This is a genomic window from Cytobacillus solani, from assembly GCF_001420595.1.
Lineage (GTDB): Bacteria > Bacillota > Bacilli > Bacillales > Cytobacillaceae > Cytobacillus > Cytobacillus solani.
The window spans coordinates 539,450-565,135 of record NZ_LJIX01000006.1 but is presented as its reverse complement, the minus strand read 5'-3'; the positions used below and the strand labels follow the sequence as shown (position 1 = coordinate 565,135).

At 38.4% G+C, this 25,686-nt stretch carries 24 protein-coding genes; 8 read left to right on the top strand and 16 right to left on the bottom strand.

The window, feature by feature from the left end; genetic code table 11:
* Window positions 1-82 precede the first annotated feature (82 nt).
* The 3 genes from motB to AN957_RS27530 form a co-directional block, all read right to left on the bottom strand.
* On the bottom strand, window positions 83-871 hold the full coding sequence (motB, locus tag AN957_RS04590; RefSeq protein WP_056682566.1) for a flagellar motor protein MotB: 789 nt from the start codon (window positions 869-871) through the stop codon (window positions 83-85).
* Window positions 864-1,658 carry a flagellar motor stator protein MotA gene (gene motA / locus AN957_RS04585; protein ID WP_053479078.1) on the bottom strand — a complete coding sequence of 265 codons (795 nt, stop codon included), beginning with the start codon at window positions 1,656-1,658 and terminating at the stop codon, window positions 864-866. The genes motB and motA overlap by 8 nt, the downstream gene beginning before the upstream one ends.
* A gap of 221 nt (window positions 1,659-1,879) precedes the next feature.
* Window positions 1,880-2,116 carry a hypothetical protein gene (locus AN957_RS27530; protein WP_142108131.1) on the bottom strand — a complete coding sequence of 79 codons (237 nt, stop codon included), beginning with the start codon at window positions 2,114-2,116 and terminating at the stop codon, window positions 1,880-1,882.
* A 195-nt stretch (window positions 2,117-2,311) separates the two neighbouring features.
* Here AN957_RS27530 and AN957_RS27525 point away from each other — a divergent pair, with 195 nt between their 5' ends.
* Window positions 2,312-2,488, top strand: a complete 177-nt coding sequence (locus AN957_RS27525; RefSeq protein ID WP_156341118.1) for a hypothetical protein — start codon at window positions 2,312-2,314, stop codon at window positions 2,486-2,488.
* 49 nt (window positions 2,489-2,537) lie between these two features.
* On the opposite strand, the gene hutH is transcribed toward AN957_RS27525, so the two are convergent.
* Together hutH and AN957_RS04575 are read right to left on the bottom strand one after the other, a co-directional pair.
* Complete coding sequence (hutH, locus tag AN957_RS04580) at window positions 2,538-4,031, bottom strand: histidine ammonia-lyase (RefSeq protein ID WP_056682563.1); 1,494 nt, start codon at window positions 4,029-4,031, stop codon at window positions 2,538-2,540.
* A 265-nt stretch (window positions 4,032-4,296) separates the two neighbouring features.
* Window positions 4,297-6,486, bottom strand: coding sequence for a DNA topoisomerase III (locus tag AN957_RS04575; protein ID WP_056682560.1), 2,190 nt, complete (start codon window positions 6,484-6,486; stop codon window positions 4,297-4,299).
* A 226-nt stretch (window positions 6,487-6,712) separates the two neighbouring features.
* On the opposite strand from AN957_RS04575, the gene AN957_RS04570 reads away from it, so the two are divergent.
* From AN957_RS04570 to AN957_RS04560, 3 genes are all read left to right on the top strand, one after another.
* Window positions 6,713-8,029 (top strand): short-chain fatty acid transporter, encoded by a 1,317-nt coding sequence (locus AN957_RS04570; protein ID WP_056682557.1) that lies wholly within the window; start codon window positions 6,713-6,715, stop codon window positions 8,027-8,029.
* 117 nt (window positions 8,030-8,146) lie between these two features.
* On the top strand, window positions 8,147-9,427 hold the full coding sequence (locus tag AN957_RS04565) for an MDR family MFS transporter (RefSeq protein ID WP_053479082.1): 1,281 nt from the start codon (window positions 8,147-8,149) through the stop codon (window positions 9,425-9,427).
* 179 nt (window positions 9,428-9,606) lie between these two features.
* Window positions 9,607-10,839 carry an aminopeptidase gene (locus AN957_RS04560; protein ID WP_056682554.1) on the top strand — a complete coding sequence of 411 codons (1,233 nt, stop codon included), beginning with the start codon at window positions 9,607-9,609 and terminating at the stop codon, window positions 10,837-10,839.
* A 42-nt stretch (window positions 10,840-10,881) separates the two neighbouring features.
* On the opposite strand, the gene AN957_RS04555 is transcribed toward AN957_RS04560, so the two are convergent.
* The 3 genes from AN957_RS04555 to AN957_RS04545 form a co-directional block, all read right to left on the bottom strand.
* A complete protein-coding gene (locus AN957_RS04555) occupies window positions 10,882-12,036 on the bottom strand; it encodes a hypothetical protein (protein WP_056682551.1) in 1,155 nt (384 codons plus the stop codon).
* Window positions 12,037-12,169: 133 nt separating this feature from the next.
* Complete coding sequence (gene panF, locus AN957_RS04550) at window positions 12,170-13,618, bottom strand: sodium/pantothenate symporter (RefSeq protein ID WP_056682548.1); 1,449 nt, start codon at window positions 13,616-13,618, stop codon at window positions 12,170-12,172.
* Window positions 13,615-13,911 carry a YhdT family protein gene (locus AN957_RS04545; RefSeq protein WP_053479086.1) on the bottom strand — a complete coding sequence of 99 codons (297 nt, stop codon included), beginning with the start codon at window positions 13,909-13,911 and terminating at the stop codon, window positions 13,615-13,617. Before AN957_RS04545 ends, panF begins: the two co-directional genes overlap by 4 nt.
* Before the next feature lie 276 nt (window positions 13,912-14,187).
* Between AN957_RS04545 and mscL the strand changes: the two genes are divergently transcribed.
* Both mscL and AN957_RS04535 read left to right on the top strand, forming a co-directional pair.
* On the top strand, window positions 14,188-14,565 hold the full coding sequence (gene mscL / locus AN957_RS04540; protein ID WP_056682547.1) for a large conductance mechanosensitive channel protein MscL: 378 nt from the start codon (window positions 14,188-14,190) through the stop codon (window positions 14,563-14,565).
* A 72-nt stretch (window positions 14,566-14,637) separates the two neighbouring features.
* Window positions 14,638-15,276, top strand: coding sequence for a Bax inhibitor-1/YccA family protein (locus tag AN957_RS04535; protein WP_053479088.1), 639 nt, complete (start codon window positions 14,638-14,640; stop codon window positions 15,274-15,276).
* Window positions 15,277-15,457: 181 nt separating this feature from the next.
* Here the strand turns inward: AN957_RS04535 and AN957_RS04530 are convergent, their stop codons facing one another.
* The 5 genes from AN957_RS04530 to AN957_RS04510 form a co-directional block, all read right to left on the bottom strand.
* On the bottom strand, window positions 15,458-15,757 hold the full coding sequence (locus AN957_RS04530) for a hypothetical protein (protein WP_053479089.1): 300 nt from the start codon (window positions 15,755-15,757) through the stop codon (window positions 15,458-15,460).
* Window positions 15,758-15,863: 106 nt separating this feature from the next.
* Entirely contained in the window at window positions 15,864-17,207 is a 1,344-nt protein-coding gene (locus AN957_RS04525; protein ID WP_053479090.1) for a TldD/PmbA family protein, read from the bottom strand.
* Window position 17,208: 1 nt separating this feature from the next.
* Entirely contained in the window at window positions 17,209-18,600 is a 1,392-nt protein-coding gene (locus tag AN957_RS04520; RefSeq protein ID WP_053479091.1) for a TldD/PmbA family protein, read from the bottom strand.
* Between the two features lie 102 nt (window positions 18,601-18,702).
* Window positions 18,703-20,214: a cardiolipin synthase gene (gene cls / locus AN957_RS04515; RefSeq protein WP_053479092.1), complete on the bottom strand. Its 1,512-nt coding sequence runs from the start codon at window positions 20,212-20,214 to the stop codon at window positions 18,703-18,705.
* Between the two features lie 157 nt (window positions 20,215-20,371).
* Window positions 20,372-21,805: an erythromycin esterase family protein gene (locus AN957_RS04510; RefSeq protein ID WP_245637760.1), complete on the bottom strand. Its 1,434-nt coding sequence runs from the start codon at window positions 21,803-21,805 to the stop codon at window positions 20,372-20,374.
* Window positions 21,806-21,932: 127 nt separating this feature from the next.
* Between AN957_RS04510 and AN957_RS04505 the strand changes: the two genes are divergently transcribed.
* The gene (locus tag AN957_RS04505) at window positions 21,933-22,430 is read left to right on the top strand and encodes a GNAT family N-acetyltransferase (RefSeq protein WP_056682545.1); all 498 of its coding nucleotides are present in this window, start codon (window positions 21,933-21,935) and stop codon (window positions 22,428-22,430) included.
* Window positions 22,431-22,579: 149 nt separating this feature from the next.
* On the opposite strand, the gene AN957_RS04500 is transcribed toward AN957_RS04505, so the two are convergent.
* Window positions 22,580-22,906: an SCP2 sterol-binding domain-containing protein gene (locus AN957_RS04500; protein WP_056682542.1), complete on the bottom strand. Its 327-nt coding sequence runs from the start codon at window positions 22,904-22,906 to the stop codon at window positions 22,580-22,582.
* Window positions 22,907-23,135: 229 nt separating this feature from the next.
* Here AN957_RS04500 and AN957_RS04495 point away from each other — a divergent pair, with 229 nt between their 5' ends.
* Window positions 23,136-23,648: an acyl-CoA thioesterase gene (locus tag AN957_RS04495; RefSeq protein ID WP_053479095.1), complete on the top strand. Its 513-nt coding sequence runs from the start codon at window positions 23,136-23,138 to the stop codon at window positions 23,646-23,648.
* A gap of 36 nt (window positions 23,649-23,684) precedes the next feature.
* Here the strand turns inward: AN957_RS04495 and AN957_RS04490 are convergent, their stop codons facing one another.
* Together AN957_RS04490 and AN957_RS04485 are read right to left on the bottom strand one after the other, a co-directional pair.
* Window positions 23,685-24,227, bottom strand: coding sequence for an RNA polymerase sigma factor (locus tag AN957_RS04490; protein WP_053479096.1), 543 nt, complete (start codon window positions 24,225-24,227; stop codon window positions 23,685-23,687).
* Window positions 24,228-24,323: 96 nt separating this feature from the next.
* Window positions 24,324-25,649, bottom strand: coding sequence for a polysaccharide biosynthesis protein (locus AN957_RS04485; RefSeq protein ID WP_056682539.1), 1,326 nt, complete (start codon window positions 25,647-25,649; stop codon window positions 24,324-24,326).
* Between the last annotated feature and the right edge of the window lie 37 nt (window positions 25,650-25,686).

Genomic DNA, 25,686 nt, shown 5'->3' with positions numbered 1-25,686 from the left:
AAATCCATTCATCTTTAGAGGCTGCAAGATATCAGCTGTTTTTTCAGGAAAATATTTATTCATTTACAAAAAAAGGCTAAACCTATTCAGGTTTAGCCTCTGTTCTTGGTAATATTAAAATTTCGACTCTTCTATTTTTTGCTTTTCCTTCAGCTGTATCATTTGAAGCCACAGGCTGGAATTCACCAAATCCTTTAGCACTGAACATTCTTGGATCGAGCGCATTATTCTTTAAAATAATTTTCATAAAGTTAATCGCCCGCATAACACTTAGTTCCCAGTTTGAATCAAAAGGAGCGTTTCCGATTGGAACATTATCCGTATGCCCGCTAATAATAATATTTCTTGGCGGATCCATAACAAGGAGTTCAGCAATCTCATTCGCAATCTTTAAATCCTCTGGTCTAACATCCGCACTTCCAGGTGCGAATAACACATTATCTCTAATGGACACCATTAGTCCCTCACCGGTTAATAACGTCTGCAGTTTCCCTGTTAGCTGGTTCTCTTCTATATACTTATTAACCTTTACTTGAATGGCTTCCAATTCTTTCTGATCTACCTTTTGCAGTAATTTCTTATCAATCTTTAACCCATTTGGATCTTCAGCCTCTGTATTCTCAGTCTCTTCATCGGCCTGTAATTGTCCCTCAGGCAATGGACTTGGGAACTCCATCATCCCTGTCCCTCCAGTAAGTGCACTGCTGAATGCTTTTGAAATTGCCTGAAACTTAACTGCATCAATAGAACTAGATGCAAAGAGAACAATAAATAAGGCTAGCAATAAAGTTAACAGATCAGAATAAGGAAGAAGCCAAGATTCATCCACATGTCCTTCATCATGATTCTTCTTCTTTTTTCGTTTACTCATCCTTCTTCACGCTGCTTTCTTCAAGAAATTTCTTTCTATCCCCAACAGGTAAATAAGAAGCTAATTTTTGCTCAATCACTCTTGGTGCTTCCCCTTCTAAAACAGATAATACACCTTCAATCATCATTGATTTAAGCTTCACTTCTTGCTTTGATTTACGTTTTAGCTTATTAGCGAATGGGTGCCATAGAACATATCCAGTAAAAATCCCTAGTAAGGTTGCAACGAACGCTGCACTAATCGCATGCCCTAAAGCATCTGTATCACTCATATCCTTTAATGCTGCAATCAACCCTACTACGGCACCCAAAACGCCTAAGGTTGGAGCATAGGTTCCAGCTTGTGTGAAAATCAGCGCTCCTGCTGAATGTCTATCTTCCATTGCTTCAATTTCCTCACTTAATACATCACGTATGTAATCTGCACTCTGTCCATCAACCGCAAGTGATAGACCATTTTTTAGAAAGGGATCATCTATTTCACTTGTTTTTGCTTCAAGAGCAAGTAACCCTTCTTTTCTAGCTAATTGTGCCCATTCAGAAATCATTTTGATTAGATCAATCGGATCCATTTGCTTTTTTTCCTTAAAAATGACTCCAAATAACTTTGGAATCCGTTTGATTTCATTAGTCGGGAACGCAATAATTACAGTTGCTGCTGTACCTGCGAGGATGATCAAGATTGCTGCCGGGTTTGCTAATGCAACCAAATCTACCCCTTTTAAAACCATCCCAACCCCAACTGCAACGAATCCTAATATTAACCCTATTAACGAAGTTTTATCCATATGCCCTCACCTATTTCTATTAATCTATGAATTATTTTTCTTAACAAGAATATTTGCTTATTCCAAGATATATTAAATGATTTCTTATTTCTTATTTCGACAAAATTCTTATAAGTTTTAGGTGAAATTATATATTTATTTCTTTTACCTGGTTTATGGCAATTTGATAAATAAAAAACAATGAAAAAGCAGGGGTTTCTCCCTGCTTTCTCATTCTTCTATTAAAACCAGCAACAGCATCTTCTGCAATGTCTTCTATTATTATCTCCAATACCTGCCACATCGTTATCTCTTCTGCAATGTCTTCTATTATTATCTCTAATACCTGCTACATCGTTATCTCTTCTGCAATGTCTTCTGTCCTCTTCCCCCAGCACAAATACTCGATTAGCACGAATAAATACATTGTCAACATTACGATCTGGTCTTCTATCATCATTATTACAATTTCTACACATAAATTTCCCCTCCTTCCCTATCAATTACTATAGAATATGTAACCAATTAATAATCGAATGGACAAACATGCCGGGAAGAGACAAATTTCTTAAAATAACGTTTTTGCCTATTCTTCCCTTTAAAAAAGTGACCCCAAATTTAATCTACATAGGTTTTTCGAATAAGGGGAAGCTACTTGAAGATATAGGAAAGGGGTGTTTATTATCGCTCGCGGTGAACATTTTAATCACAAAAGGAAAAATCATCCAGGTAATTTCCCAGACATTGGCGAAACTGAAAAACGTGCGGCAACAGAAGCACAGGAGGATGAAGAATTTCTTGTGGTTCAAGAAGCTTTCAAAAATCGTGTGGAAGAAGAGGAAGATAGGTAAAGGCTGCAAGAAGAAAGAGGGTCTATTCTATTTAGACCCTCGCCTATTTTTATAAGGTATCGATTTTTATATCCTTAAGCCATGCAGAGCAGGCCGCAATATCCTTTGAAAAGATACGATCTTTTGTGATGGAAGGTACGATCTTACGTGCCTCTTCATAAAAGCGCTTTGTTTTAGCTGCCATCTTCTCAATTCCTCGGTATTCTACAGCCTGAAGTGCACAAATTAGCTCGATTGCAAGGACATTATTAACATTTTGAACAATTTGATACGCATGTCTCGAACCAATTGTTCCCATGCTGACATGATCTTCTTGATTAGCAGAAGAAGGAATGGAATCCACACTTGCTGGATGTGCCAATGTTTTATTTTCGGATACAAGCGATGCTGCTGCATACTGAAGGATCATTCCCCCTGATTGAAGACCAGGCTCTGGGCTTAAGAATGGCGGCAGATCACTAAGCTGCGGATTAACAAGACGTTCAATTCGTCTTTCAGAAATGTTAGCGAGCTCCGCAACCGCTATTTTCATGAAATCCATCGCGAAGGCAATCGGCTGCCCATGGAAGTTCCCTCCTGAAATCACGTGATCCCCATCATCAAAAATAAGCGGATTATCGGTTGCTGCATTCATTTCAATCTCAAGCTTCTCTTTTACATAATCAAGTGCTTGCCAAGATGCCCCATGCACTTGCGGAATGCAGCGGATGGAGTATGCATCCTGAACACGGATATCACCTTGCTTCGTAATAAGAGCACTTCCTGATAAGTATTCTCTCATTCTTCTAGCAGTATCCACCTGTTGTTTATAGCCTCTAGCCAAATGAATTTTTTCATCGAAAGCATCGATAATGCCATTCAAGCCTTCCATTGTAACCGCGGCAATTAATTCACTTTGATAGGCAAGCTTCTCTGCCTCCAGATATCCAACAACCCCCATTGCGGTCATTGCCTGTGTCCCATTAATTAAAGCAAGCCCTTCTTTCGCTTCTAATGTAAGTGGTTCAAGTCCTTCTTCTGAAAGAACCTCATGAGAAGACCTTCTTTCTCCCTTGTAAAAAACCTCTCCCTCTCCTACTAACACGAGTGCAAGATGGGAAAGTGGTGCCAGATCTCCACTCGCACCAAGTGAACCTTGCTGCGGAATCACTGGATGAATCTCTTTATTCACTAGATCAAGCAGACGCTCAATAATAATTGGGCGTGCACCTGAAAATCCTTTAAGTAAGGCATTTGCTCGTAAAAGCACCATGGCGCGAGAAACAAGTTCTGGGAATGGCTCTCCTACTCCACATGCATGAGAGCGAATAAGATTAAGCTGAAGATCGTTCACATCATTTGGATGAATGAGAACATCACTAAATTTTCCAAATCCAGTATTAATTCCATATACAACTCTTTCTTCATTTACGATTCTTTTTACAGCATCATGACTCTTTCTAACAGCATCCATGCTTTCCTCAGATGCTGAAATCTTTTCATTATTGAATAAAACCTTTTGAACTTCCTCTAAAGTTAACGTGTTGCCAGATAAAATAACCATTTCCTTCCTCCTCAATACATTAGTGAGATAAAGAAAAGGCTGTACTTCAAACAAGCGTTTGAAATACAGCCTTTTTGTATGAACGAGCTATTAATTGACAAGACATAGCAATCATTCCAATCGAAAATTTTCCGAATATAATTAATTTTACGTTTAGAATTTATGAATTGTCAATGAATAATTGTAAAATTTTAACAAGTTAGATTATTAGATTGGTAGTAGAGTAAAGTGCTGAAATAAAAAAAGAGAGGTCCTCCCCTCTTTTTTAATCAAATTTTAATCCCTTTAACGCCTCTGCTAATGCATTATTAATCGGTTCCTCTTGTTTATTTTGTTCCTTTAAATACTTTTGTACAGTACGTTTATCTACTTTCCCCTTAGATTCTTTTTTACGGCGTGTCTCAAAAGCCGATAGTTTTTCACGATAGCCACACTTACATGCGAAAATTTGCCCTTCTCCTTCTCCTCGGAGCTCTAGCTTCTTCTTACATTGTGGGCAGCGTGCGTTTGTGACACGTGCAACATTTTTTCGATGTCCGCATTCTCGATCCTGGCACACAAGCATCTTGCCTTTTTTACCATTTACTTCAAGCATTGGTTTTCCGCAGTCCGGACAACTCTTTGTGGAAATGTTATCATGCTTGTATTTTTTATTGCTTGCTTTGATTTCAGATACAATTTCTTTCGTATATCTTTTCATCTCGCCAATAAACACTTCTTTTTTCAGCTTGCCCGCGGCAATCGCTTCCAGCTTTTGCTCCCACTCTGCTGTTAAGCTAGGCGATTTTAGCTCTTCAGGCACTAAATCCAATAATTGGCGGCCTTTAGAAGTGATGTGTATATCTTTGCCGCGCTTTTCAATTAGGAATGAATTGAATAGCTTATCAATAATGTCAGCACGGGTAGCAACTGTACCTAATCCTCCAGTAGATTTCAGCATTTCTGCTAATTTTTTATCTCCTGTTTCCATATACTTTGTTGGATTTTCCATTGCCGAAAGTAATGTTGCCTCATTAAAACGTGCAGGTGGCTTTGTTTGACCAGAAGTTTGTGCGATTAACTTTACATTTAATGTATCGCCTTTTTCAATGCGGGGCAAAATCTGTTCTTTTAAATCATCTGCTGCCTCATCATCTTCAAAGCGATTTTCATAGACTTCCTTCCAGCCAAGCGATAAAATTGTTTTTCCTCTAGCCGCGAAGTACTCCTCACCGATTTTCGCACGGAGGGTTAATTGCTCATACTCATAGGCTGGGAATAATACAGCTAAAAATCGTTTAACAACTAATTCATAAATTTTGCGTTCTTTATCTGTAAAGGCAGAGAAGTTGACATAGCTTTCTGTTGGAATGATGGCATGGTGATCAGATACTTTGCTATCATCAACAAATGATTTTGAAACTTTTATCGGTTTATTTAAAATTTTATTCACCAATGAACGATATTCTCCGATTCCACATGCTTTCAGGCGTTCAGAAAGCGTTCCGACGATGTCTGAAGAAATATATCGTGAATCCGTACGAGGATAAGTTAAAACTTTATGCTGCTCATAAAGCTTTTGCATAATATTTAACGTTTCCTTTGCCGAGTAGCCAAAGATTTTATTTGCATCACGCTGTAGTTCCGTTAGGTCGTAAAGAGCTGGAGCATAAGATTTCTTCGGCTTTTTCTCCATTTCTGTCACAATGGCATTTTGCTTGCCTAGTTTCTTTACAATTCCATCGATTTTCTCTTTATCAAAGCTGCGGCTGTTCCCTTTTGCATCCTGCCAAGTCAGCTTTAAATGATTTGTTGTTTGCGCTTCAATGCCAAAATAGGTTTTTGCCTTAAAGTTTCTTATTTCATCCTCACGTGCAGCAATGATCGCAACAGTCGGTGTTTGTACACGGCCGCAATTTAGCTGGGCATTGAACCTAGTTGTGAGTGCACGTGTTGCATTCAAACCGATATACCAGTCAGCCTCTGAACGTGCAACAGCCGAAGCATATAAATTGTCATACGCTTTACCTGGTTTTAGGTTAGCAAAGCCTGCCTTAATCGCTTTATCCGTTACAGAGGAGATCCATAGACGCTTCATCGGTTTATTTACTTTTACTTTATCAATAATCCAACGAGCGACTAATTCCCCCTCTCTCCCTGCATCTGTAGCCACGATGATTTCATTGACATCCTTTCTAATCAACTGACTTTTAACCGCTTGAAACTGTTTTCCAGTCTGTTTTATAACCGTCAATTTCAAACGCTCAGGCAGCATAGGCAGATCTTCTAAATTCCATGTTTTATATTTCACATCGTAGCTCTCTGGGTCCGCTAATGTGACTAGATGACCAAGTGCCCACGTAACGATATATTTATCACCTTCAAGATACCCATTTCCTTTTTTATTACAATTCAGCACACGTGCAATGTCACGTGCAACTGAAGGCTTTTCAGCAATTACAACACTTTTTGCCATATTTAAAACATCCTTTCAAATTTTCCGTAAGTTAAATATAGCATACGTCTTTGATGGATTCAGTAATTCTGAATTTATACGTTTCTTTGAAGGAGGTAGTGAGGAATTTCTATCATATTGAAGTTAAGCTACTAAATGATCTGTATTCGCTCTTTTTCTTTTTTTGTCATAAACAGCCCGTCTCCTTTCATAGCATGTACTAATTCTAATGAAGGAGAGTGAAAAAATGTTAAACAGAATTGCAGACCGCTTTTCAAAGGTCGCTGAAAGATATCTTCCTGATGCGTTTGTCATTGCTGTTTTAATGACCCTTCTTGTTTTTGTCCTTGGTTTCTTTATGAAGCCATCTGAACCTGTCGAGCTTTTCAAATCATTTGGTGATGGGTTCTGGGTTTACCTATCTTTTACCATGCAAATGGTTCTATTATTAATGACTGGAATGGCTCTCGCTTCTGTGCCTATCGTTGAAAAAATGCTATCGTTTCTAGCATCTAAGGCAAAAACGGCCAATCAAGCATATGTCATGACTTTTCTCGTATCTGCTGGTGCTTATTATATTAACTGGGGACTTGCTGTTGTTGTTGGCGCCATAATTGCCCGCGAATTAGGCAAGAGAAATAATAAAGCACACTTCCCCCTTTTAGTTGCAGCTGCCTACACACCAACTGCCCTTTATACTGCAGGCTTATCTAGTTCCATTGGGTTGACTGTGGCAACAAAAGGGCACTTCCTAGAAAATGATGTTATGGGAGTCATTCCAACTTCCGAAACCATCTTTCATCCCGGCACAATTATTATTTTCCTCGCACTATTAATTACACTTCCTATTTTCATTGTTCTTATGGCTCCTAAAAAAGGCATCATTTCCTATTCTTCTCAGTCAAAAAAAGCAGAAACTGAGAATCTCAATGAAGGAGAATACACTCCTGCAGAACGATTAGAAAATACTTCATTTTTAGGCATTATAACCGGATTAATTGGAATGGTTTATGTTGTTTATGAATTTATTAATGGCAGAGACCTCGATTTAAATATCATCAATATTCTCTTTTTATCACTTGGACTTATCCTTCATAAATCACTCGGACAATATGCAAAAGCGTTTAAAGAGGCAGGCACAGCGATATCCCCTATTATCCTTCAATTTCCTTTTTATGCAGGGATTATCGCTGTACTTGGCAGTTCAGGACTGGCAGAGTCCATTATTAATGGAATGGCTTCTGTTGCGAGTAAAGATACATTTGATATCTTTACTTATTGGACAGCAGGTCTGGTTAACATTCTAGCTCCTTCTGGCGGGGGTCAATGGGCGCTTCAAGGACCGCTTCAGGTTCCAGCAGGCATCCAGCTTGGTGTCGATCCCGCGATTACTGCCATGGCTGTTGGGTGGGGGGATGCTTGGACAAATTTAATTCAACCTTTCTGGGCTTTGCCAATTTTGGCAGTAGTTGGCCTTCATATTCGTCATATTATGGGTTACTGTATTTTATTAAGTATTTGGGTTGGGATCTTAACTACTGTACTTATGTTCTTTGTGTACTAATTAACTTTCACCCAAATTGAATGTTTTGATTCCTCGCTTTTTTCAAATATTTCTTGTTTTTTCCTCAAAATTGGTAGTATGATAGCGTTATTCTAAAATGGAAATTGAGGAAACAGCATGAGAATTAGAGATTGGGATTCAAATTTAAAGGTTCGATTATTTGGGGAAGCCGCTTTAAATATTGCCTTTTGGATGTTCTTTCCGTTTTTAACCATTTATTTTGCAGGTGAATTTGGAAAAGACAAAGCTGGCTTGATGCTTATTTTTTCACAAGTATTTTCAGTACTAGCTAACTTAATGGGCGGTTATTTCGCTGATCGCTTTGGGCGTAAAACGATGATGGTTCTATCATCTTTCGGGCAGGGGATATGCTATCTTGTTTTTGCCCTAGCTAGTTCTCCATGGCTAAACTCCCCATGGATTGGGTTTATCTGCTTTGCACTTGTCGGTGTCTTCAGCTCATTCTATTGGCCAGCGAGCCAAGCAATGGTAGCTGATGTTGTTGAGGAAAAGGAACGCAGCCATGTATTCGCAATATTCTATACATCTATTAATATAGCAGTTGTCGTTGGTCCGATTTTGGGAGCAATTTTTTATACAGATTATCGCTATCAGCTGCTCCTTGCCGCAGGGATTATCTGTATGGTGCTTTCAGGCCTCCTTGCCAAAATGACAAGGGAAACAGTACCGGAACACACTGGAATCTCCCAAGAAAATAAGAAATGGTACACTGTTTTAATCGATCAAATGAAGGATTACGGCATTATCTTTCGGGATAAAACGTTTCTGCTTTTCATCATAGCTGGTGTTTTAGCAGCCCAGACATTTATGCAGCTTGATCTGCTGCTCCCAGTCTATATGAAGGAATACGTTCAAAATCAGACATTGATCCAATTTGGCGATTGGTCATTTAAGGTTCATGGGGAACAGGCCTTTGGCATCCTGCTTTCTGAAAATGGCTTTTTAGTTGCGTTGTTTACAGTAGTCGTTACAAAAATGATGATGAAATATAGAGAGAGAAATGTATTTATTTTATCTTCTTTAGCCTACGCAGTAGCCATCTTCATGATGGGCCAAACCAATTGGATTTGGGGATTAATTTTTGCAATGGTACTCTTTACTCTTGGTGAATTAATGGCAGCAGGCATTCAGCAAAGCTTTGTTTCAAAGATTGCCCCAGATCATATGAGGGGACAATATTTTGCAGCCGCAAGCCTTCGTTTTACGATTGGCAAAACCATTGCACCCATTTCTATCCCATTAACCGTGTGGATTGGCTATGACTGGACATTCATCATCTTAGCTGCACTTGCTGTTTTAAGTGCTTTCTTATATTGGGTCATGTTTGCGATTGCTGAAAAGCCTAAAAATTTAAAGGTGAAAAAGGAATCTGTGTAAGGATTCCTTTTTTTAACCGAGCATGATATATAGTGACCATAAAATTTAATAATTGACCGTAATAATTCATAAACATACCTAAATAGTATAAAACAGGAACATTTAAATCATTCGAAGTTTCTTTTTTACAATAAAAACGCTACAATGTTAATGAAGATTCTGAAAAAGGAGATTACATAATGAATGACTTTCAAAAAAACTTAGAAAAATATGCTGAGCTTGCAGTAAAAGTTGGTGTAAATGTTCAAAAAGGGCAAACACTTGTCGTTAACACGACACTTGATGCAGCTGAGTTCGTCCGTCTTATCGTTAAAAAAGCGTATGAAGCTGGTGCGCATAATGTAGTTGTTAACTGGAGCGATGATGCTGTTTCCCGCACGAAATACGAGCTTGCACCTGATGAGGCTTTCACTGAATATCCAGAATGGCGTGCGAAAGAAGTTGAAGAACTTGCTGAAAATGGAGCAGCATTCATGTCAGTCGTTTCTGCAAGCCCAGACTTGTTTAAAGGAATTAATCCCGAACGCATTGCGAACTTCCAAAAAGCAGCAGGGAAAGCATTATCAAAATACAGAAAAATGATGATGGCTGACAAAGTCAGCTGGACAGTTATCGCTGCTCCATCTCCTGCATGGGCTGACAAAGTCTTCCCTGATGCACCTTCAGAGGAAAGAGTTCAATTGCTGTGGGATGCAATCTTTAAAGCAACTCATACAAATGTTGAAAATCCAGTTCAAGCATGGAAAAATCATGATGAAACCCTTCATGAAAAAGTAAATTATTTAAACAATAAACGCTATAAGAAACTTCACTATACAGCACCAGGAACAGACTTAACAATTGAGCTCCCTGAAAAGCACCTATGGTGTGGTGCCGGAAGCATCAACGAAAAGGGCCATGAATTTATGGCAAACATGCCGACAGAGGAAGTATTTACCGTTCCTTTAAGAACAGGTGTAAACGGAACAGTATCAAGCACGAAGCCTCTAAGCTACGGAGGCAATATTATTGATCATTTTACCCTTACTTTTGAAAATGGCCGCATTGTTGATGTGAAAGCAGAAGAAGGCGAAGAAATCCTTAAACAGCTTGTCGAAACAGACGAAGGCTCACATTATCTTGGAGAAGTGGCGCTTGTCCCTTTCAACTCGCCAATCTCTCAATCCAACCTTTTATTCTATAACACATTATTTGACGAAAATGCTTCCAACCACCTTGCTATCGGCAGTGCGTATGCATTTTGTTTAGAAGGCGGCAAGCAAATGTCCAGTGATGAACTAAAAGAACATGGGTTAAACGAGAGCTTAACACATGTCGACTTCATGATTGGCTCTGCAGAAATGGATATCGATGGCATTACAGCTGATAGCACTTCTGAACCTGTTTTCCGTAATGGGGATTGGGCATTTTAATAGGCACACATAAGGTCATGCGGAATATCTCCGCATGATCTTCTATTTTTTTCGCAAATACATCCGTTCAACTTTCCCATCTTTATCTGTCAAAATTTCAATACTGTAATTTTCTGCTAGATAAACAGCCAGTTCTCCTTCATTCTTCTTCATCTCTTGATCTGGGGTTCCAAACATTTTTTTTACATTCGTCAAAGTTGTTTTCAGACGTTCCCCTGGAATGGATACAGCGTTAACGATGCCTGTAGCCTCTTCAAAATAATAGGTGATTTCAGGATATAATACGTATGGAATCCCATCCACATCTATTCCCTCATCAAAATAATGTGGATCTGATTTTTTTATATTTGAAATGCTCGTTCCAATTGGATATGGACTCCCTAAAGGAATTCCTTGCTTTGCTTTTTCAAGTACTTCACTAGTAAGTTCTATATTTAAGAATGGAAAAAAGTATTCACTTTTTTCACTCCATAGCTTGTACCACTTCTCTCCTTCTTGACCTTCCACAAGTGTTTCATCATGCTTAAATAAAATCATTGATTCTTTATCAAATCCCCACGTCGTGTATATCCAATCTTCCCCATCAACTAAATGGGCGGTTTGAATGAACTTCTGATTGATTGCTTTCACTTTGGTACCAACAATTGGCAGTATGCTCTCATTTTGTTGAACTTCTTTTATTTCTCCATCATTTATAAAATAGAATTTGGGGTGCGATTCAGAGTCAATGACTGCAATAATCGTATTTTCCCCTAAAATTAATGGATAAGCCTGGACAGCAGATGAGCTAAAGGTTAATTCTCCTTTTTGCTCCAACACTCCCTGTTTATACGCGACCGTTGAATCCTTTTCTGCCAAATACATGGAATAATGACCTGTATATAATTGTTCCCCTTTATTGGCACTATCCGAAGGAGCCTCATTCAATCGGCTTTTCTCATCATCGGCAAAGATAAAGACAGTGTATTCAAATTCGTCTGCAACTGCTTCAAATTGATAGAGTGCTTTTTCCTTTAGCCATATTGTTTCCTTCTTTTCTTTTCCTTCTGTCAACACTGCTAGTTTTTTATCACTTGATTGTTGATTATCTTTTTTTATATCAATATTTTCTATTTTAATAGTTGTATCTAGTTTCTGTGAACAAGCTGCCATGCCGGCCAGCATTAATAAAGATAGTATATATATATAATTTTTCATTTAATTCTCCCTAGTATGTCAATCACTATGTTAAGAGTGTAACAAAAGAAAAAGGATTCTACAAATCTCCCAATTTTCAAAAATGAACTAAAAAAGAGCGCAAAATCACAATAGATTTCACACTCTTTCTTTCTCAGGATAAAAGGCTTACTTGATTTGTATCCTTTTTCCCAGTTATTAAACTAACCGCAATAAATGCAATGAATGATAAAACAATCGGAAGGGTAACCGTATGCATACCGAAGGGATTTGGACAATAAAGGTGAATAATAATATAGGAACCCGTACCAATCAGCATTGATGTAATTGCCCCAAATTTATTTCCCTTTTGCCAATATAGCCCAAGAACAACGGGCCAAATAAAGGCTGCCTCCAAACCGCCAAACGAAAATAAATTTAACCATATAAGTAAATCTGGCGGACTAATTGCCATCAAGAAAACAAGGATTCCTAACACAGTGGTTACACTAAAGCTCATTTTTTTGATGGTTCCTTCACTTGCATTTGGTCTTATGTAGTTAATATATACATCTTTTACAACTGCAGAGCTTACAAGAAGCAGAAGAGAATCTACCGTTGACATGATCGCTGCCATCGGAGCTGCCAAGACAACTCCAGCAAGCCATGGAGGCAATACTTTTAGGGCAATTAACGGCATAACTGTATCTCCAACCTCTATACCTGGCAGAATGGGACGGGCAAAAACGCCAATTAAGTGCATACCTAGCATGATAAATCCTACAACAATGGTTCCAATTATAATCGCCCGATGCATCGCTTTTGAGTTTTTATAAGACATGGCACGAACTGTTACTTGCGGAAGACCGACAACACCAACACCAACTAGAATCCAAAACGAGGAAACATAGAGCGGCGTTAGCCCCCCATCAAATCCATAAGGAGTAATTAAATTCGGATTTTCAGCTGCCAAATCGCTTATGATCTTTGGAATTCCACCACCTGCAATAATAACAGCGATTAGGAGAATAAGAGTACCAATAAACATGATTGCACCTTGAACAGCATCGGTTAAGGCAACTGCTCGAAATCCGCCAATGACAACATAAACCATAACTGAAATGGCAAATATAAATAAAGCCGAAATATAACTTAAACCAGTTAATGACTCGATTAGTCTTGCTCCACCGACCCATTGGGCTGCCATGGCTGAAAATAAAAAGATAATTATACTAAAAGCGGACAGCCATACGACCCACTTGCTTTTATAACGTTCCTTTAAAAAGTCAATTAAGGTAACTGCCTGATATCTTCTTGCCATGATTGCAAATTTTTTCCCAAGGACCATGAGGACAAAATATCCCGTTACAACTTGTGACATGGCCAGCAATACCCAGCCAAGCCCTTGTGTATAAGCCACACCAGGACCGCCAATAAAACTGCTTGCACTCCCATATGTCGCCATCATTGTCATAGCTAAAATAAATCCGCCAAGCTCCCTTCCCCCAAGAAAGTATTCCTGAAGAAAGGAATTGGAGGAATTCATTTGTTTGCTTGCCCAAAAGCCTATAATAAAAATAAGGACTAAGAAAATAATTAATGGGGTAACCACTTGCCAATTCATTTTGGTTCGGCCTCCCCTTCTGCTTCATCATCGAAAGAAACTTCTTTAAAAAATAGCTTAACAGCTAAAACAACAAGCACTGACATAACTATGAATCCTGCTACACAGCTGTAAAAAAACCAAGCAGGCAACCCAAAAATAAAATGGTAGCTTTCCACACTCCCAGATCCAAGAGGTCCATACGCAAAGCCGAACCACCAAGCAAAATTAAAAAGTACAAGTCCAATCCCGATCCAAGCTTCCTTAACAGCAATTTTAAATCGAGGATCTTTCCGCTGTTTGTTAATATCCATTTCATCCTCCTAAAGTTTTCTTTTTTTAGTATTGTAAAGAAACCTCTAAATATTTCATAGTCAAAAAATATAAAAGAAATAAATATCTGAATATTCATATTAATGATTACATCATACCAAACATTCACCACAAATTCTTTCATTCTAAGTCATTTTTCACACAATATCGTCTTGCAGGAATTTCCAAATTTTAAAATTAAGTCCTTTTCAACTGGCTTCCTTCACCCACACGTAGTATAATTACGATAATTTTTTAAGGAAAGGTGCTATTAATCCATGTGGAATGAGTTTAAAAAGTTTGCATTGAGAGGAAATGTTCTGGATCTTGCCATAGGTGTCATCATCGGAGCAGCCTTTGGTAAAATAGTTTCCTCGCTCGTCGATGATATTATTATGCCGCTAGTAGGAGTGCTTATTGGTGGCGGGATTGACTTCTCCTCGCTTGCTATTCCCGTAGGAAAAGCGGAAGTAAAATACGGAGCATTTATTCAGACAATTGTTGACTTCCTTATTATTGCTTTCTCTATATTTATCTTTGTAAGAATCATTAATAGACGATTTAAGAAGAAAGAAGAAGAAGTACAACCTTCACCGAAAGTGGACAAGAAAGAGGAGCTTTTAACGGAAATAAGAGATTTATTAAAAGAAAAATAACTTTTTTGAAACCATCTTTAAGAATAACCGTATATAAACTATAGTTAAATTAATATGAGGAGAAATGAAAATATGTATGCACAACAAACAACTAATCCATATTTGCCTTCTGTTTTGAGAACATTTGCGATCTCATTGGCAATCGCATTCGCAGGAACAATGGCAGGTGTTCTTGTTCCACCCGCAATGTTTTTGCCGCTCATGATTCTTGAAATTGGCATGCTTGTATTCGCGTTTATTATCCGTCGTAAAAAAGCAATGTCTTATTCATTCCTTTTTGCGTTCACATTTATTTCAGGTATCACCACGTATCCAATTGTTTCACATTACTTAGCTACAATTGGCCCAAATCCGGTTTTACTTGCGCTTGCAACCACAACAACGGTATTTACCGGGCTTGCGATATACGCTTCAACTACTAAGCGTGATTTATCCTTCTTAGGCGGAATGTTAATGGCCGCGCTATTAGCACTGATTGCCATTTCAATCTTTAGCCTATTTTGGCCTTTAAGCTCTACAGGAATGCTTGCTTTCTCTTTCATTGGCGTACTCGTATTTAGCGGATATGTATTGTATGATTTTAACCGTATGAAGCATTATGGGGTATCAGCTGAAGAAGTTCCTTTAATGGCTCTTAATCTATATCTAGACTTTATTAACTTGTTCATTAATATTTTACGTATTTTCGGTATTCTTGGAAGCAGAGACTAAGCAGGAGGGTGACTCCTGCTTTTTTTATTGGTGTTATTTCCTAAGTCTGATTTCTTTATTCTTTTTAACGTTCCAGATATAATATAAAAACTTCATATAAAAAAGGTAGAATACTCGTTGAACTTTCTTCAAGAAACGCATGTGCAAATGAACCAAATAAAATAAATAACGGGTAAAAAAGTTAATCATACTTTTCTACCCGTTTTTTCATTTCCTGATACTTATTCATAAATTCGGACGGTTCTGCTTTAACACGATAGGAAAATAACCCCTGGTTTGTATGAAGGTAAAAAAATCCATATCCAGAACTAGAAGCCTTAAAGGAAATATCCCATATTTCTTCAAGAGAAAATTCATTTATATGGGAAGTAATTTTATCCTCTGCTAGTATCAATTTTTCTTCTCTTTCCATAAAATGCTGTTTATTCCAATCGATCGAACGTGACACAACCATATAGGGAAGGGCAGCGATAATTTTCACAATGAACCCCAAAATTTCTTTTCTGAATCTATTGAAACACAAATCATTCCTGTGAACAAACAAAAGAGGGCACACCACTTTATAGTGATATGCCCTATCAACCAACCTATTCCACGGTTACAGCCAATTCCTTAATCAGCAAGGATGGGGAACCGACATTGGACATCGAGAACTCTAAATCGGAACCGATCGCTTCAATATTTTTTAATAATTCAAAGAAGTTTCCAGCAATCGTCATTTGCTTCACTGTGTTTTGAACTTTCCCATCCTTTACAAAAAAGCCGTTAGCTGCTAGTGAAAAGTCACCTGACACTGTGTCTGCACCAGAGTGCAAGCCTGCTAAATCTGTAATGAGTATCCCTTCATCAACCGAAGCTGTGAGCTCCTCAAGGCTCTTTTTTGACGGCACCACATATAAATTCGATGGAGACACAGTTAAGCTGCCTTTATAAGAACCTTTATACGCATTTCCTGTTGACTCTATTCCAGCAATGCCTGCTGTTTTCCGATTATGAAGCAGTGTAACAAGCTTGCCATCCTTTACAATTGCTTTTTTCATTGTTGCGAAACCTTCACTGTCAAAGCTTCTGCTTAATAGACCGTCTTCTAAAAATGGATCATCAACCATTTGAAGTGCTGAAGCAGCAATCGTTTCTCCTTCCTTCCCCTTTAACAACGATCTTCCCTTCTGTGCGTTCTCAGCTGAAAAAATCTCTGAAAAAGTTTGGAAAAGGTCCCCCGCTGCATCGTTGCGCAATAATACAGGATAGTATTTACTCTCTGCCGTTTTTGCATTCAGCTTTGAGAGAGCTTCCTCCACTGCATACTTAGCAATCTCTTTTGGAACAAAGGAAGAGAAATCCTTGGTTGCCTTCACGTAAGCACCTGTTTTCGTCTCATCCCCCTGCTTAACTACAACAGAAATAAACATCCCAATATAATTCTGCTTCTCATCAAGAGAAAGACCTTTATTATTACTAATGTATCTTTCTGATTCAGCACTTTCTAGAATAAAGTAATTAGTGCCTGTAACTCTTTTATCATAAGCATATATATGCTTTTCTATTTCTTTTAGGAGCTCAATTTTTTTCGGAACGGTCACTTTTGCAAGTTCAGTAGAGTAGAAGCTGCCTGCTTGATATTCCTCACTGCCTCCGAAAATCTCCTCTTGAATTTCTTCCTCAATCAATTGCGCATTTTCCTTCGCATTTTCAACGAGATATAAGACGGAATCCTCATCTAATTTCTCTGTAAAAGCATAGCCCATTTTCCCATTGAAAAGCCCACGGAATGAACCCCCAGCAATTTCAGAAGTTTCGTAGGAGTCAATTTCACCCTTAAACAATCCACATTTAAACTTTTCCTCGCGTTCAAAATAAAGCTCCATATCCGTAAAGCCCTGCTTCTCGCCCATACCAAAAAGCTTCTGCTGAAATTCTTGGATATTCACTCTACTCCCCCTCCTTACTTCCGCCCACGGTCATTTCACTGACTCGAATCATCGGCTGACCTACATTTACAGGAATGCTTCCACTTAACGAGCCGCACATACCCGCACCATGTCCTAAATTATTTCCAACCATATCAACGAGTTGTAATGTTTCGGCGCCATTCCCAACAAGAGTTGCTCCTTTAAGCGGCTTTCCGATCTTCCCATCCTTTACAAGATAAGCTTCCATTACAGCAAAGTTATAATCCCCTGTTGCCGGATTGACGGAACCGCCACCCATATATTTTGTATAGATGCCATGCTCGGTATTGGAGATAATTTCTTCAGGTGTCGACTTTCCTTCCGCAATGTACGTGTTCGTCATTCTCGAAGTAGGTGCAAATCGGTAGGACTGTCGTCTTCCTGACCCTGTCGACTCCATTCCCATTCTGCGGCTATTAAATTTATCGATTAAATACCCCTTCAAGATTCCATTTTCAATTAATACATTTTTGCGGGCCTTTTCTCCTTCATCATCGATAGTGATTGATCCCCACTCATTTGCAATTGTGCCATCATCAATATATGTAACAACGTCCGAGGCCACTTTTTCACCAATTCGATTCGCAAAAACAGAATTGTTCTTAGCAACAGATGTTGCTTCAAGTCCGTGACCGCATGCCTCATGAAAAATAACTCCACCGAACTCATTATCGATAATAACTGGGAATTTCCCGCTCGGACAAGGATCAGCACCAAGCATCGTTACAGCAATCCTTGAGGCTTCATTTGCATAATGCTCCAGGTTTAAGTTCTCAAAAAACTCAAATCCCTTATGAGCACCCGGACCATAAAAGCCAGGCTGCATTTGTTTGCCATCAGAAGCAATTGATTGAATCGCCAGCCTGCTTCTTACCCTTTTATCTTCAATAAATTTACCTTCACTATTCGCAATTAGAACATTTTGCTCTTCGTCTAAGTAACGTACAAGCACTTGCTGAATGCTAGAATGATAGTTTTTGGCAATCTCGTATGCCTTCTTCATTACATTCACTTTTCGAGTTTTCTCTGTTTCTCTAGGGTTTATCGCAATCGGATGGGCACAAGTAATTATTTCTTTTTTTAATGGCTCAGGATGAATGATAGTCTCACCAGAGATCGCATGGGCTGCATTTCTTGCTGCCTTTAGTAAGCCCTCCTTTGAACCATCCGTTGTGTAGGTGTACACGCTTTGAAGACCCTTAAATACACGAATGCCAATCCCGAAATCTCTGCCTGATAAGCTATTTTCAATCTTTCCCCCTTGCAGAGTCAGATTATTCGTATAACGGTCCTCAAGAAAGACTTCGGAAAAGTCTCCCCCCGTTGCTAATGCCGCAGTAAGAACGTCCTCAATTACCGATTTCGCTAGCATAAGGTCCCTCCTTATAATTAGTTGTTTTTTTCTAACTATTCAAATTATACAGGTTAATTCCTTTTTTTACTAATAAAAACAGCTCCATATTATTGGAGCTGCTCACAGTACACCCGAAAATAGGCGGGCAAAGGATTCTTTAGATCTTTCAGCAAATCCTCTCTTATAATATTGAACAGGACTAATTTTCTCACTATCTTCCATATCTTGTTCGTAATGAGCAACAAGCTCACGAATGGAGCTTGTGCCATATAAGAAGACGTTCACTTCGAAATTCAAATGAAAACTGCGCATGTCCATATTTGCTGTTCCAAGTGAGGCTAAATTCCCATCAACAATGATAATTTTTTGATGGAGAAATCCCTTTTTATAGGAATAGATTTCTGCACCTGTTCTCAGCAATTCTGGAAAATAAGATCGACTCGCATATTGAGTCAAAAATCCGTCATTAACATCAGGCACCATAATTCTTACTTCTACTCCTTTTGCAGCTGCTATTCTTAAAGCCGTTCGGATAGCCTCATCTGGGATAAAATATGGTGTTGCGATCCAAATAGACTTTTCTGCACTAGCGATCATCGCAAAGTAAAAATCACACATGAGACCTTGCTGCGTATCTGGTCCGCTGGCCACAACTTGTACAGCTCCATCAAGGACGGATTCATCTATTGCTGGTTTCATTTTAGGGTATTTTTTCAAGACGCTTTCTCCACTGACATATTCCCAATCTAACAACAAAGCTGTGTGAAGAGAATACACTGCCTCCCCAGTTAACTTCATATGCGTGTCCCGCCAAAATCCGATTTTCTCATCTTCACCAAGATACTCTATCCCAACATTCAGTCCGCCAACAAATCCAATCTTCCCATCGACAATAATTATTTTTCTGTGATTGCGAAAGTTTAATTTTTGATTAAAGAATCCATATTTCAATGGAGAGAATATTTGTACCTTTACCCCTGCTTCCTCCATCAATTGAATGTCTTCCACCGCAATCTTTCGGCTGCCAGCTGCATCAAAAATGAATAATACCTCGACTCCTTGCTTTGCTTTTTCGATGAGGATGTTAATAATTTCCTTTCCCAGCCGATCCGTGCGAAAAATATAATATTCAATATGAATGTACTGTTCAGCCTCTTTCAGCCTTTCTTTAATCTCTGAAAAAGTCTCCTCCCCATTCTTTAGGACATACGATCGAGATGCAGTGCTTATAGGGGTGGGTGATCGATGGTTTGCAAATTTTGCAAAGGAAAGCTGCCCATCTTGTAAAAAAGCTAAATCTGGAGATTCGTCCTGTTGAAGGAGCCTTTTCCATTCTTCTCTATCCTTCTTTCTCTTGCTTCTAAACAGATAGCCCTTTAAATATAATTGCCCTGAAAACAAATAGAACAAGTATCCAAGCAAAGGAAAAAACACAAGAACATATATCCACAGAAGTGTATGCTGAGGGGACCGATTTTCCAGCATTAATGAATAAATACTAATCATAATTGCTGTAATGTATAGGATCAAAATCCATGTCTTTGCTGCGAGGCTTAGATTGGATAATAATATCAGCGAAAGAGAAAAAGCTAATATAAAAGCAATTAAAAATTCAACCCGGCGTTTTCTCATTCCGTCTCCTCCACATAGAAAAAAATAAAATTAAGAGGTTAATGTATATATCATACCCATAATGAAGAGCTTTAAAAGCTGACATCCAACAAGAGCCAACTTGTATTATAAAAAGCCCCTTAACCAAAGGAGCTTCTCTATTCTTATTCACAATAATTTATTTAATATAAGTTGGTGCTTTAACTTTATTAATTAAAAGAAGTCCATCATATTGGTCTCTAGGGACAAAACTTTCCTCCATAAACCCCCAGCTATATGCAAAACGCGGTTCAAACATCCATGAACTCCCCCGCTCATTTTGGCGATATCTCATATCAATAAAGGTATATGGGCTTTGCTTGCTTTCTAATAAATCTTCAATCGAACCGCTTTTTACAGGGAGAACACTCATTGGATTACGCATATTGTCTGCCGTTTCCCCACTTGCCATGTACAATCCTAACACATAGCTATATTTTTTAAATTCGACAGGTAAAAGCTCTCCCATTAGCTTGACTGGGTACGGCGAGCCCTGTACTTCTGAATGCGACTTGCGAATATGATCATTATGTCCCCAAACAATAAATTTTTCATTCGGATAGACTTCGGTTGCCAGCCATATTAAATTTGCTAACATTGCTTGATCCCGCCACTCCATGGATTTCAAAAATGATGTTGGATCATAGTTTTCCATCTCAATATTAGATTTTATATTGATTTCCACATATTCTTTAACAACTCTAATCCTTTCCTTTAAAGCCCTTTCTATCAATTTTACAATTTGTGGTTCGTCAGGATAAGCTGTCCTTAACGCACTTTCCTTCTGCTTCACCTGTGATAGTACTTGTTCATAGGTTTGAATCAGTCCTGATTTTGCTTTCTGATATCCCTTTAAATCTTTGCTTCCTCCCCAATTCATAAGCTGTTTTTCGGCTTCTGCCAACTGTTTTGCCATTTTTTCATCTTTAAGCCAGCTTGTATCGATAAATTGTCCCTGCTGTTGAATATCAAATCCTGCTAAAAGTAACGGCTGATCCGTGTTCCGGGTAGTTTTTATGTAATCAAAAAGAGGCAGCGTCTCTTGTGCCCACCAAACACCAAAAATGGAGCCCTTCATCGCCTGCTCTGCAGATAAATGGCTGATTTTCCCTTGAACATTCATTGAATTACTTATACCACTTTCAAAGGCAAGAACATTATATCCCATTTCTTCATGCAAAAATTGAATCAATCTTGTCTTTGCCAAGTTAAACTCAGCCACCCCATGTGAGCTTTCCCCCAAGAAAACAATGCGTTTGTCGTGCAGTAAAGGCTTTAGCATTTCTAAATCTTTGAATCGATCTGCAGGAATCTTTCCATTCACCGCTGTTTCAGGCTGAATGCTAGAAAGACTATATGCATGATCTGTTGTCCACTTTTTCCAATCCTGAAGTGCTTCCATGGATGTACGCACAGATTCGCTAGTTGTTACATACGCTGATTGCTGTTTCCCTTCGCCTCCCGCTGCCGACGCCACTTTTAGTTCTGTCATACCAGTAAAGCTTGTTATTATAAAAGCAAGTGAAAGTAAAACAAGCCTTTTCATACGCTTTTTCCCATCTTGAATACTCAAATACTCAACCCCAATCGATTATTTTAATATAATCATAAAATGTAAAGGTTAAAATTATGATTGTCTTTGTTTAAAATTTGTTTAAAAATGGTAGAATTGAAGAACAATTTGCAAGGAGGGGAATCTGATGAATATTAGACTTTTAACACCGAATGATTCTGACGCATATAGAAAAATGAGATTAGTGGCTTTGCAGAAACACCCTTCAGCCTTTGCGTCAAGTTACAAGGAGGAAAAGGATCGATCAGCAGCTTTTTATGGAGAAAGATTTCAATCCGAGGAATCATTTACTTTTGGTGCTTTTAAGGAAGAAAAGCTTACCGGTTCCGTGACTTTGCTAAGAGAAACAAAGCTTAAATTAAAGCATCGGGCTTTGATTGTCGCAATGTATGTTTCAGATGAATCTCGGAGAAAGGGCGTTGGAAAGGCATTAATCTCAGCTGCACTTGAGAAAGCAAAAGGGATTGAAGGGATTGAACAAATCTACTTAGCCGTCGAATCAACAAATGAACCGGCCAAGAGGCTGTATTCATCCTTTGGTTTTGAGGTATTTGGAAAAGATAAAAAAGCGATGAAAATTGAAGATATCTATTATGATGAAGACCATATGTTGTTGTTTCTTTAACATTAGCGAAAGACCCAGGCAAATGGACTGGGTCTTTCGCTATTTTATTATTAGTACCGATTAGTTTTTACATTTATCAGCCAATTAGTTTATGTATATCAGACCAGATTTCATCCTTTATCATCCAAATCTATTAATTTATCAGACAATTATTGATACTTCTTTACAATCTCCTGCAGCTTCAAAGCAAGCCCAATTTTTCCATCCACCTTTAAGCCGCCAGTCATGAATGCCATCGTTGTATTTAACTCATCCTTTAACAGTTTAGAAAAGTTTTTATCAGAAAGGCTCAGCTTCACTTCCGATTCAAATGGAGTCCCTTCTGCAATTTCGATTCGTCCGTCCTTTAGAACAATTTGAAGCGTGCTGCCATCATCTAAATTCACCTGAAAAACACGATCCTTTTCATTCTCAATATGCACCGGATTTTCATTCATTTTTTTCGCTAAATCCTTAAGTTCCATAATAACTGACATTTCCTTTTCCCCCTCAGCTTTCATTATCTTTTTGTTTCACTTTAAAATTCAACGATTAGGGTATCAATCCCTTTATTTGAATGAATATTCACTCATTAACATTATCTATTTAAACTCGTATGAGCACTTTTATGTTTTTGTAAATTTTCCAAAATAAATTTCCCTCTAAATCTCTGATATGTTATATTGACGAGAAATAAATCATTTTTCCAATACAAGGAGGATTACGATGAACGAATCAAAAAAATGCAAAGAATCCTTTGTGGTTAAGACAAGTATTGTGTTGCCTCCAGATACAAATGCTTACGGTACATTATTTGGCGGTAAATTGATGGCATATATCGATGATGTTGCCGGAATATCGGCTATGCGTCATGCACGAAAAAATGTTGTTACTGCTTCTACCGATTCAGTAGATTTCCTGCACCCAATTTATCAAGGGAACTCTGTTTGTTTAGAGGCATTTGTGACCTATACAGGGAGATCATCTATGGAGATATTTGTGAAAGTCATTGCCGAGGATTTACTGTCTGGAGAAAGAAATATTTGTGCCATGTCATTCCTGACAATGGTAGCCATTGATGAAAATGGAAAGCCTACACCCGTTCCTTCTGTCATCCCAGAAACCGAAGAAGAAAAAAGCTTGTATGATTCTGCAAAAGAACGTGCAGACATCCGAAAAAACAGAAGAAAAGACAGCGAATATAGAGCCAAAAAATACGGGATCAATCAATCTATTTAGGAATCCATCAGAGCAGCCATTCGGCTGCTCTTTACATCATCCATTTGCTACTAGTTCCTTTACCTTCGGACGTAATCGGTCCTTCGCACGTCTCATTCGAGTTTTAACTGTAGATATGGGCAAACTTGTCAAATTGCTAATCTCCATTAATGTTTGGTTATGATAATAGAATAAAAGTAAAGGCTCCCTGTACATTTTCGGAAGATCTTGAAGCGTAACAACCATCTCCTCCTGACTGCATTTGTTGAGAATCAATTCCTCTGGCTGTTCAATCACGTTCGAATCTTCTGCATACAGGTAAACCTTTTCCTCCCAAAACCGATTGGCTGATTTCTCCTTCCGCCAATAATCCCGACATTTGTTCACTGCTATCTTAAATAACCAATTTTTCACCTTCGCTCTTTCTTCAAAGGAAGGCAATGCTAAATAGGCGGAAATTAGTACCTCCTGATACAAATCCTCAGCTAGCTCCTTATGTCTTACTAATGAATAAATATAATTAAACAAGGATTTGCCATGTTCTAGAATACAGGTTTCAAAATATTGCTCCATTGATTGTTTGTTTTTACAGATCTTCATTTTATATTTCTCCTTAAAAATTTCATCGCTCACATTAATAGACGAATATTTCTGGCTGAATCCCTACAGCTTTTAAAAAATAAATCTTCCATTCTATTAATGAAATCTTTTTATAGGAGCTAGTAAAATCGTTACACCGATTTTTTTACATATGGTCAAGTAATGCATTAGGTACAAGACGACAGCTCCTGCATTCATCCCTATAATTACCCCATCCATCTGAAAGGTATGCAACGATCCGAGGACATAAATAACTGAGAATGAAACGACTGTCGACCAGACAAAATGGTAAAGAGCTTCCTTCATTAGACCAATACCGATTAAAAAGGCTTGCATCGGAATAATGAAATAATGCAGCAGGAAAAATGGCCAAAGCATTTGTAAATATACTGCTGCATCTGGTGAATGAAAAAATGTCCTCGTGATCGGCTCTGCAAAAAAATAGAAGAGCGTAACAGCGGGAATCCCATACAAAATTGTCACTTTAAACACTTGCTGGAGAAGAATCTGTAATTTTTGATTATCTTTATCTGCATACGCTTTGGAAACTGTCGGAATTAACATAATTAAAAACGAATGCGCAATGAATGCCGGGAAGAAGCCAATCGTCATCGCGATTCCGGCAAGCATGCCAAAATGCTCAGTGGCGACACCCCCGCTCACCCCTGCTTGTAAAAGGGCAGCTTTGATTAAGAATGGTTCGATCGCATGTGTCAGCGCATGAAATACTCTCATCGCGGTCGTTGGAATCGATACAGCCATTAAACTGTGTCGCACCGTCTTTCCACTCATCCTTTCACTAGGCTCCTTTTTTACTTGCTGAAACTGAATAATAAACATATGAAGCAAGTATAAAAAGACAACAACCTCACTGCCAATCAGTGTACAAAAAGCAATGAATACGGAAGTCTTAGTGTCAAATTGGAAAAATTGGTATAGAAATACAAGAAATAAAAGCTGAACGAGCTTTCGCAAAAAATTATACGTAGCGATTTTCCCCATCTGATTTTTCCCCATGAAAAACCCTCTCGTAATCGAAGAGAAAGAAACGATCGGAATAAACGCAATAACGACCCATCTGAGATACGGATGGTACTGGTCAAAAACAGTTAAAAACGGCATGATCAGCATCGCAAGCGGCATTAGAACAGCGGTGAAAATCACCGTCAATTTAATCACATGGTTCAGCATACTTTGATGGTACTTTTTATCCTTCTCGGCAATAAATTTAGAAATAGAAATGGGCAGTTCAAAGCTTGCAAGAAGAACGACTAGAAAAATCGTTGGCAGAATAGACATATACATGCCAAGCCCATTTTCCCCTAACTCTCTAGCCAATACCATATTTACTAAAAACTCAATGCATTCACCAGCAAAAGCAGCGACCGCCAGCAATAATGTTCCTTTAAAAAATGTATTCATCCTGTCTCCCCTTATACATCTGACTCGTTTGACCGGC

Excerpts from the sequence above, each read along its gene's own strand:
- AN957_RS04495 (WP_053479095.1), top strand. The coding sequence starts at position 23,136 with ATGAACGAATCAAAAAAATGCAAAGAATCCTTTGTGGTTAAGACAAGT.
- panF (WP_056682548.1), bottom strand. The coding sequence starts at position 13,618 with ATGAATTGGCAAGTGGTTACCCCATTAATTATTTTCTTAGTCCTTATT.
- AN957_RS04555 (WP_056682551.1), bottom strand. The coding sequence starts at position 12,036 with ATGAAAAATTATATATATATACTATCTTTATTAATGCTGGCCGGCATG.
- AN957_RS04520 (WP_053479091.1), bottom strand. The coding sequence starts at position 18,600 with ATGCTAGCGAAATCGGTAATTGAGGACGTTCTTACTGCGGCATTAGCA.
- mscL (WP_056682547.1), top strand. The coding sequence starts at position 14,188 with ATGTGGAATGAGTTTAAAAAGTTTGCATTGAGAGGAAATGTTCTGGAT.
- AN957_RS04500 (WP_056682542.1), bottom strand. The coding sequence starts at position 22,906 with ATGTCAGTTATTATGGAACTTAAGGATTTAGCGAAAAAAATGAATGAA.
- AN957_RS04575 (WP_056682560.1), bottom strand. The coding sequence starts at position 6,486 with ATGGCAAAAAGTGTTGTAATTGCTGAAAAGCCTTCAGTTGCACGTGAC.
- AN957_RS04535 (WP_053479088.1), top strand. The coding sequence starts at position 14,638 with ATGTATGCACAACAAACAACTAATCCATATTTGCCTTCTGTTTTGAGA.
- AN957_RS04545 (WP_053479086.1), bottom strand. The coding sequence starts at position 13,911 with ATGGATATTAACAAACAGCGGAAAGATCCTCGATTTAAAATTGCTGTT.
- motA (WP_053479078.1), bottom strand. The coding sequence starts at position 1,658 with ATGGATAAAACTTCGTTAATAGGGTTAATATTAGGATTCGTTGCAGTT.
- AN957_RS27530 (WP_142108131.1), bottom strand. The coding sequence starts at position 2,116 with ATGTGTAGAAATTGTAATAATGATGATAGAAGACCAGATCGTAATGTT.
- AN957_RS04565 (WP_053479082.1), top strand. The coding sequence starts at position 8,147 with ATGAGAATTAGAGATTGGGATTCAAATTTAAAGGTTCGATTATTTGGG.
- AN957_RS04485 (WP_056682539.1), bottom strand. The coding sequence starts at position 25,649 with ATGAATACATTTTTTAAAGGAACATTATTGCTGGCGGTCGCTGCTTTT.
- hutH (WP_056682563.1), bottom strand. The coding sequence starts at position 4,031 with ATGGTTATTTTATCTGGCAACACGTTAACTTTAGAGGAAGTTCAAAAG.
- motB (WP_056682566.1), bottom strand. The coding sequence starts at position 871 with ATGAGTAAACGAAAAAAGAAGAAGAATCATGATGAAGGACATGTGGAT.
- AN957_RS04560 (WP_056682554.1), top strand. The coding sequence starts at position 9,607 with ATGAATGACTTTCAAAAAAACTTAGAAAAATATGCTGAGCTTGCAGTA.
- cls (WP_053479092.1), bottom strand. The coding sequence starts at position 20,214 with ATGAGAAAACGCCGGGTTGAATTTTTAATTGCTTTTATATTAGCTTTT.
- AN957_RS04570 (WP_056682557.1), top strand. The coding sequence starts at position 6,713 with ATGTTAAACAGAATTGCAGACCGCTTTTCAAAGGTCGCTGAAAGATAT.
- AN957_RS04490 (WP_053479096.1), bottom strand. The coding sequence starts at position 24,227 with ATGAAGATCTGTAAAAACAAACAATCAATGGAGCAATATTTTGAAACC.
- AN957_RS04505 (WP_056682545.1), top strand. The coding sequence starts at position 21,933 with ATGAATATTAGACTTTTAACACCGAATGATTCTGACGCATATAGAAAA.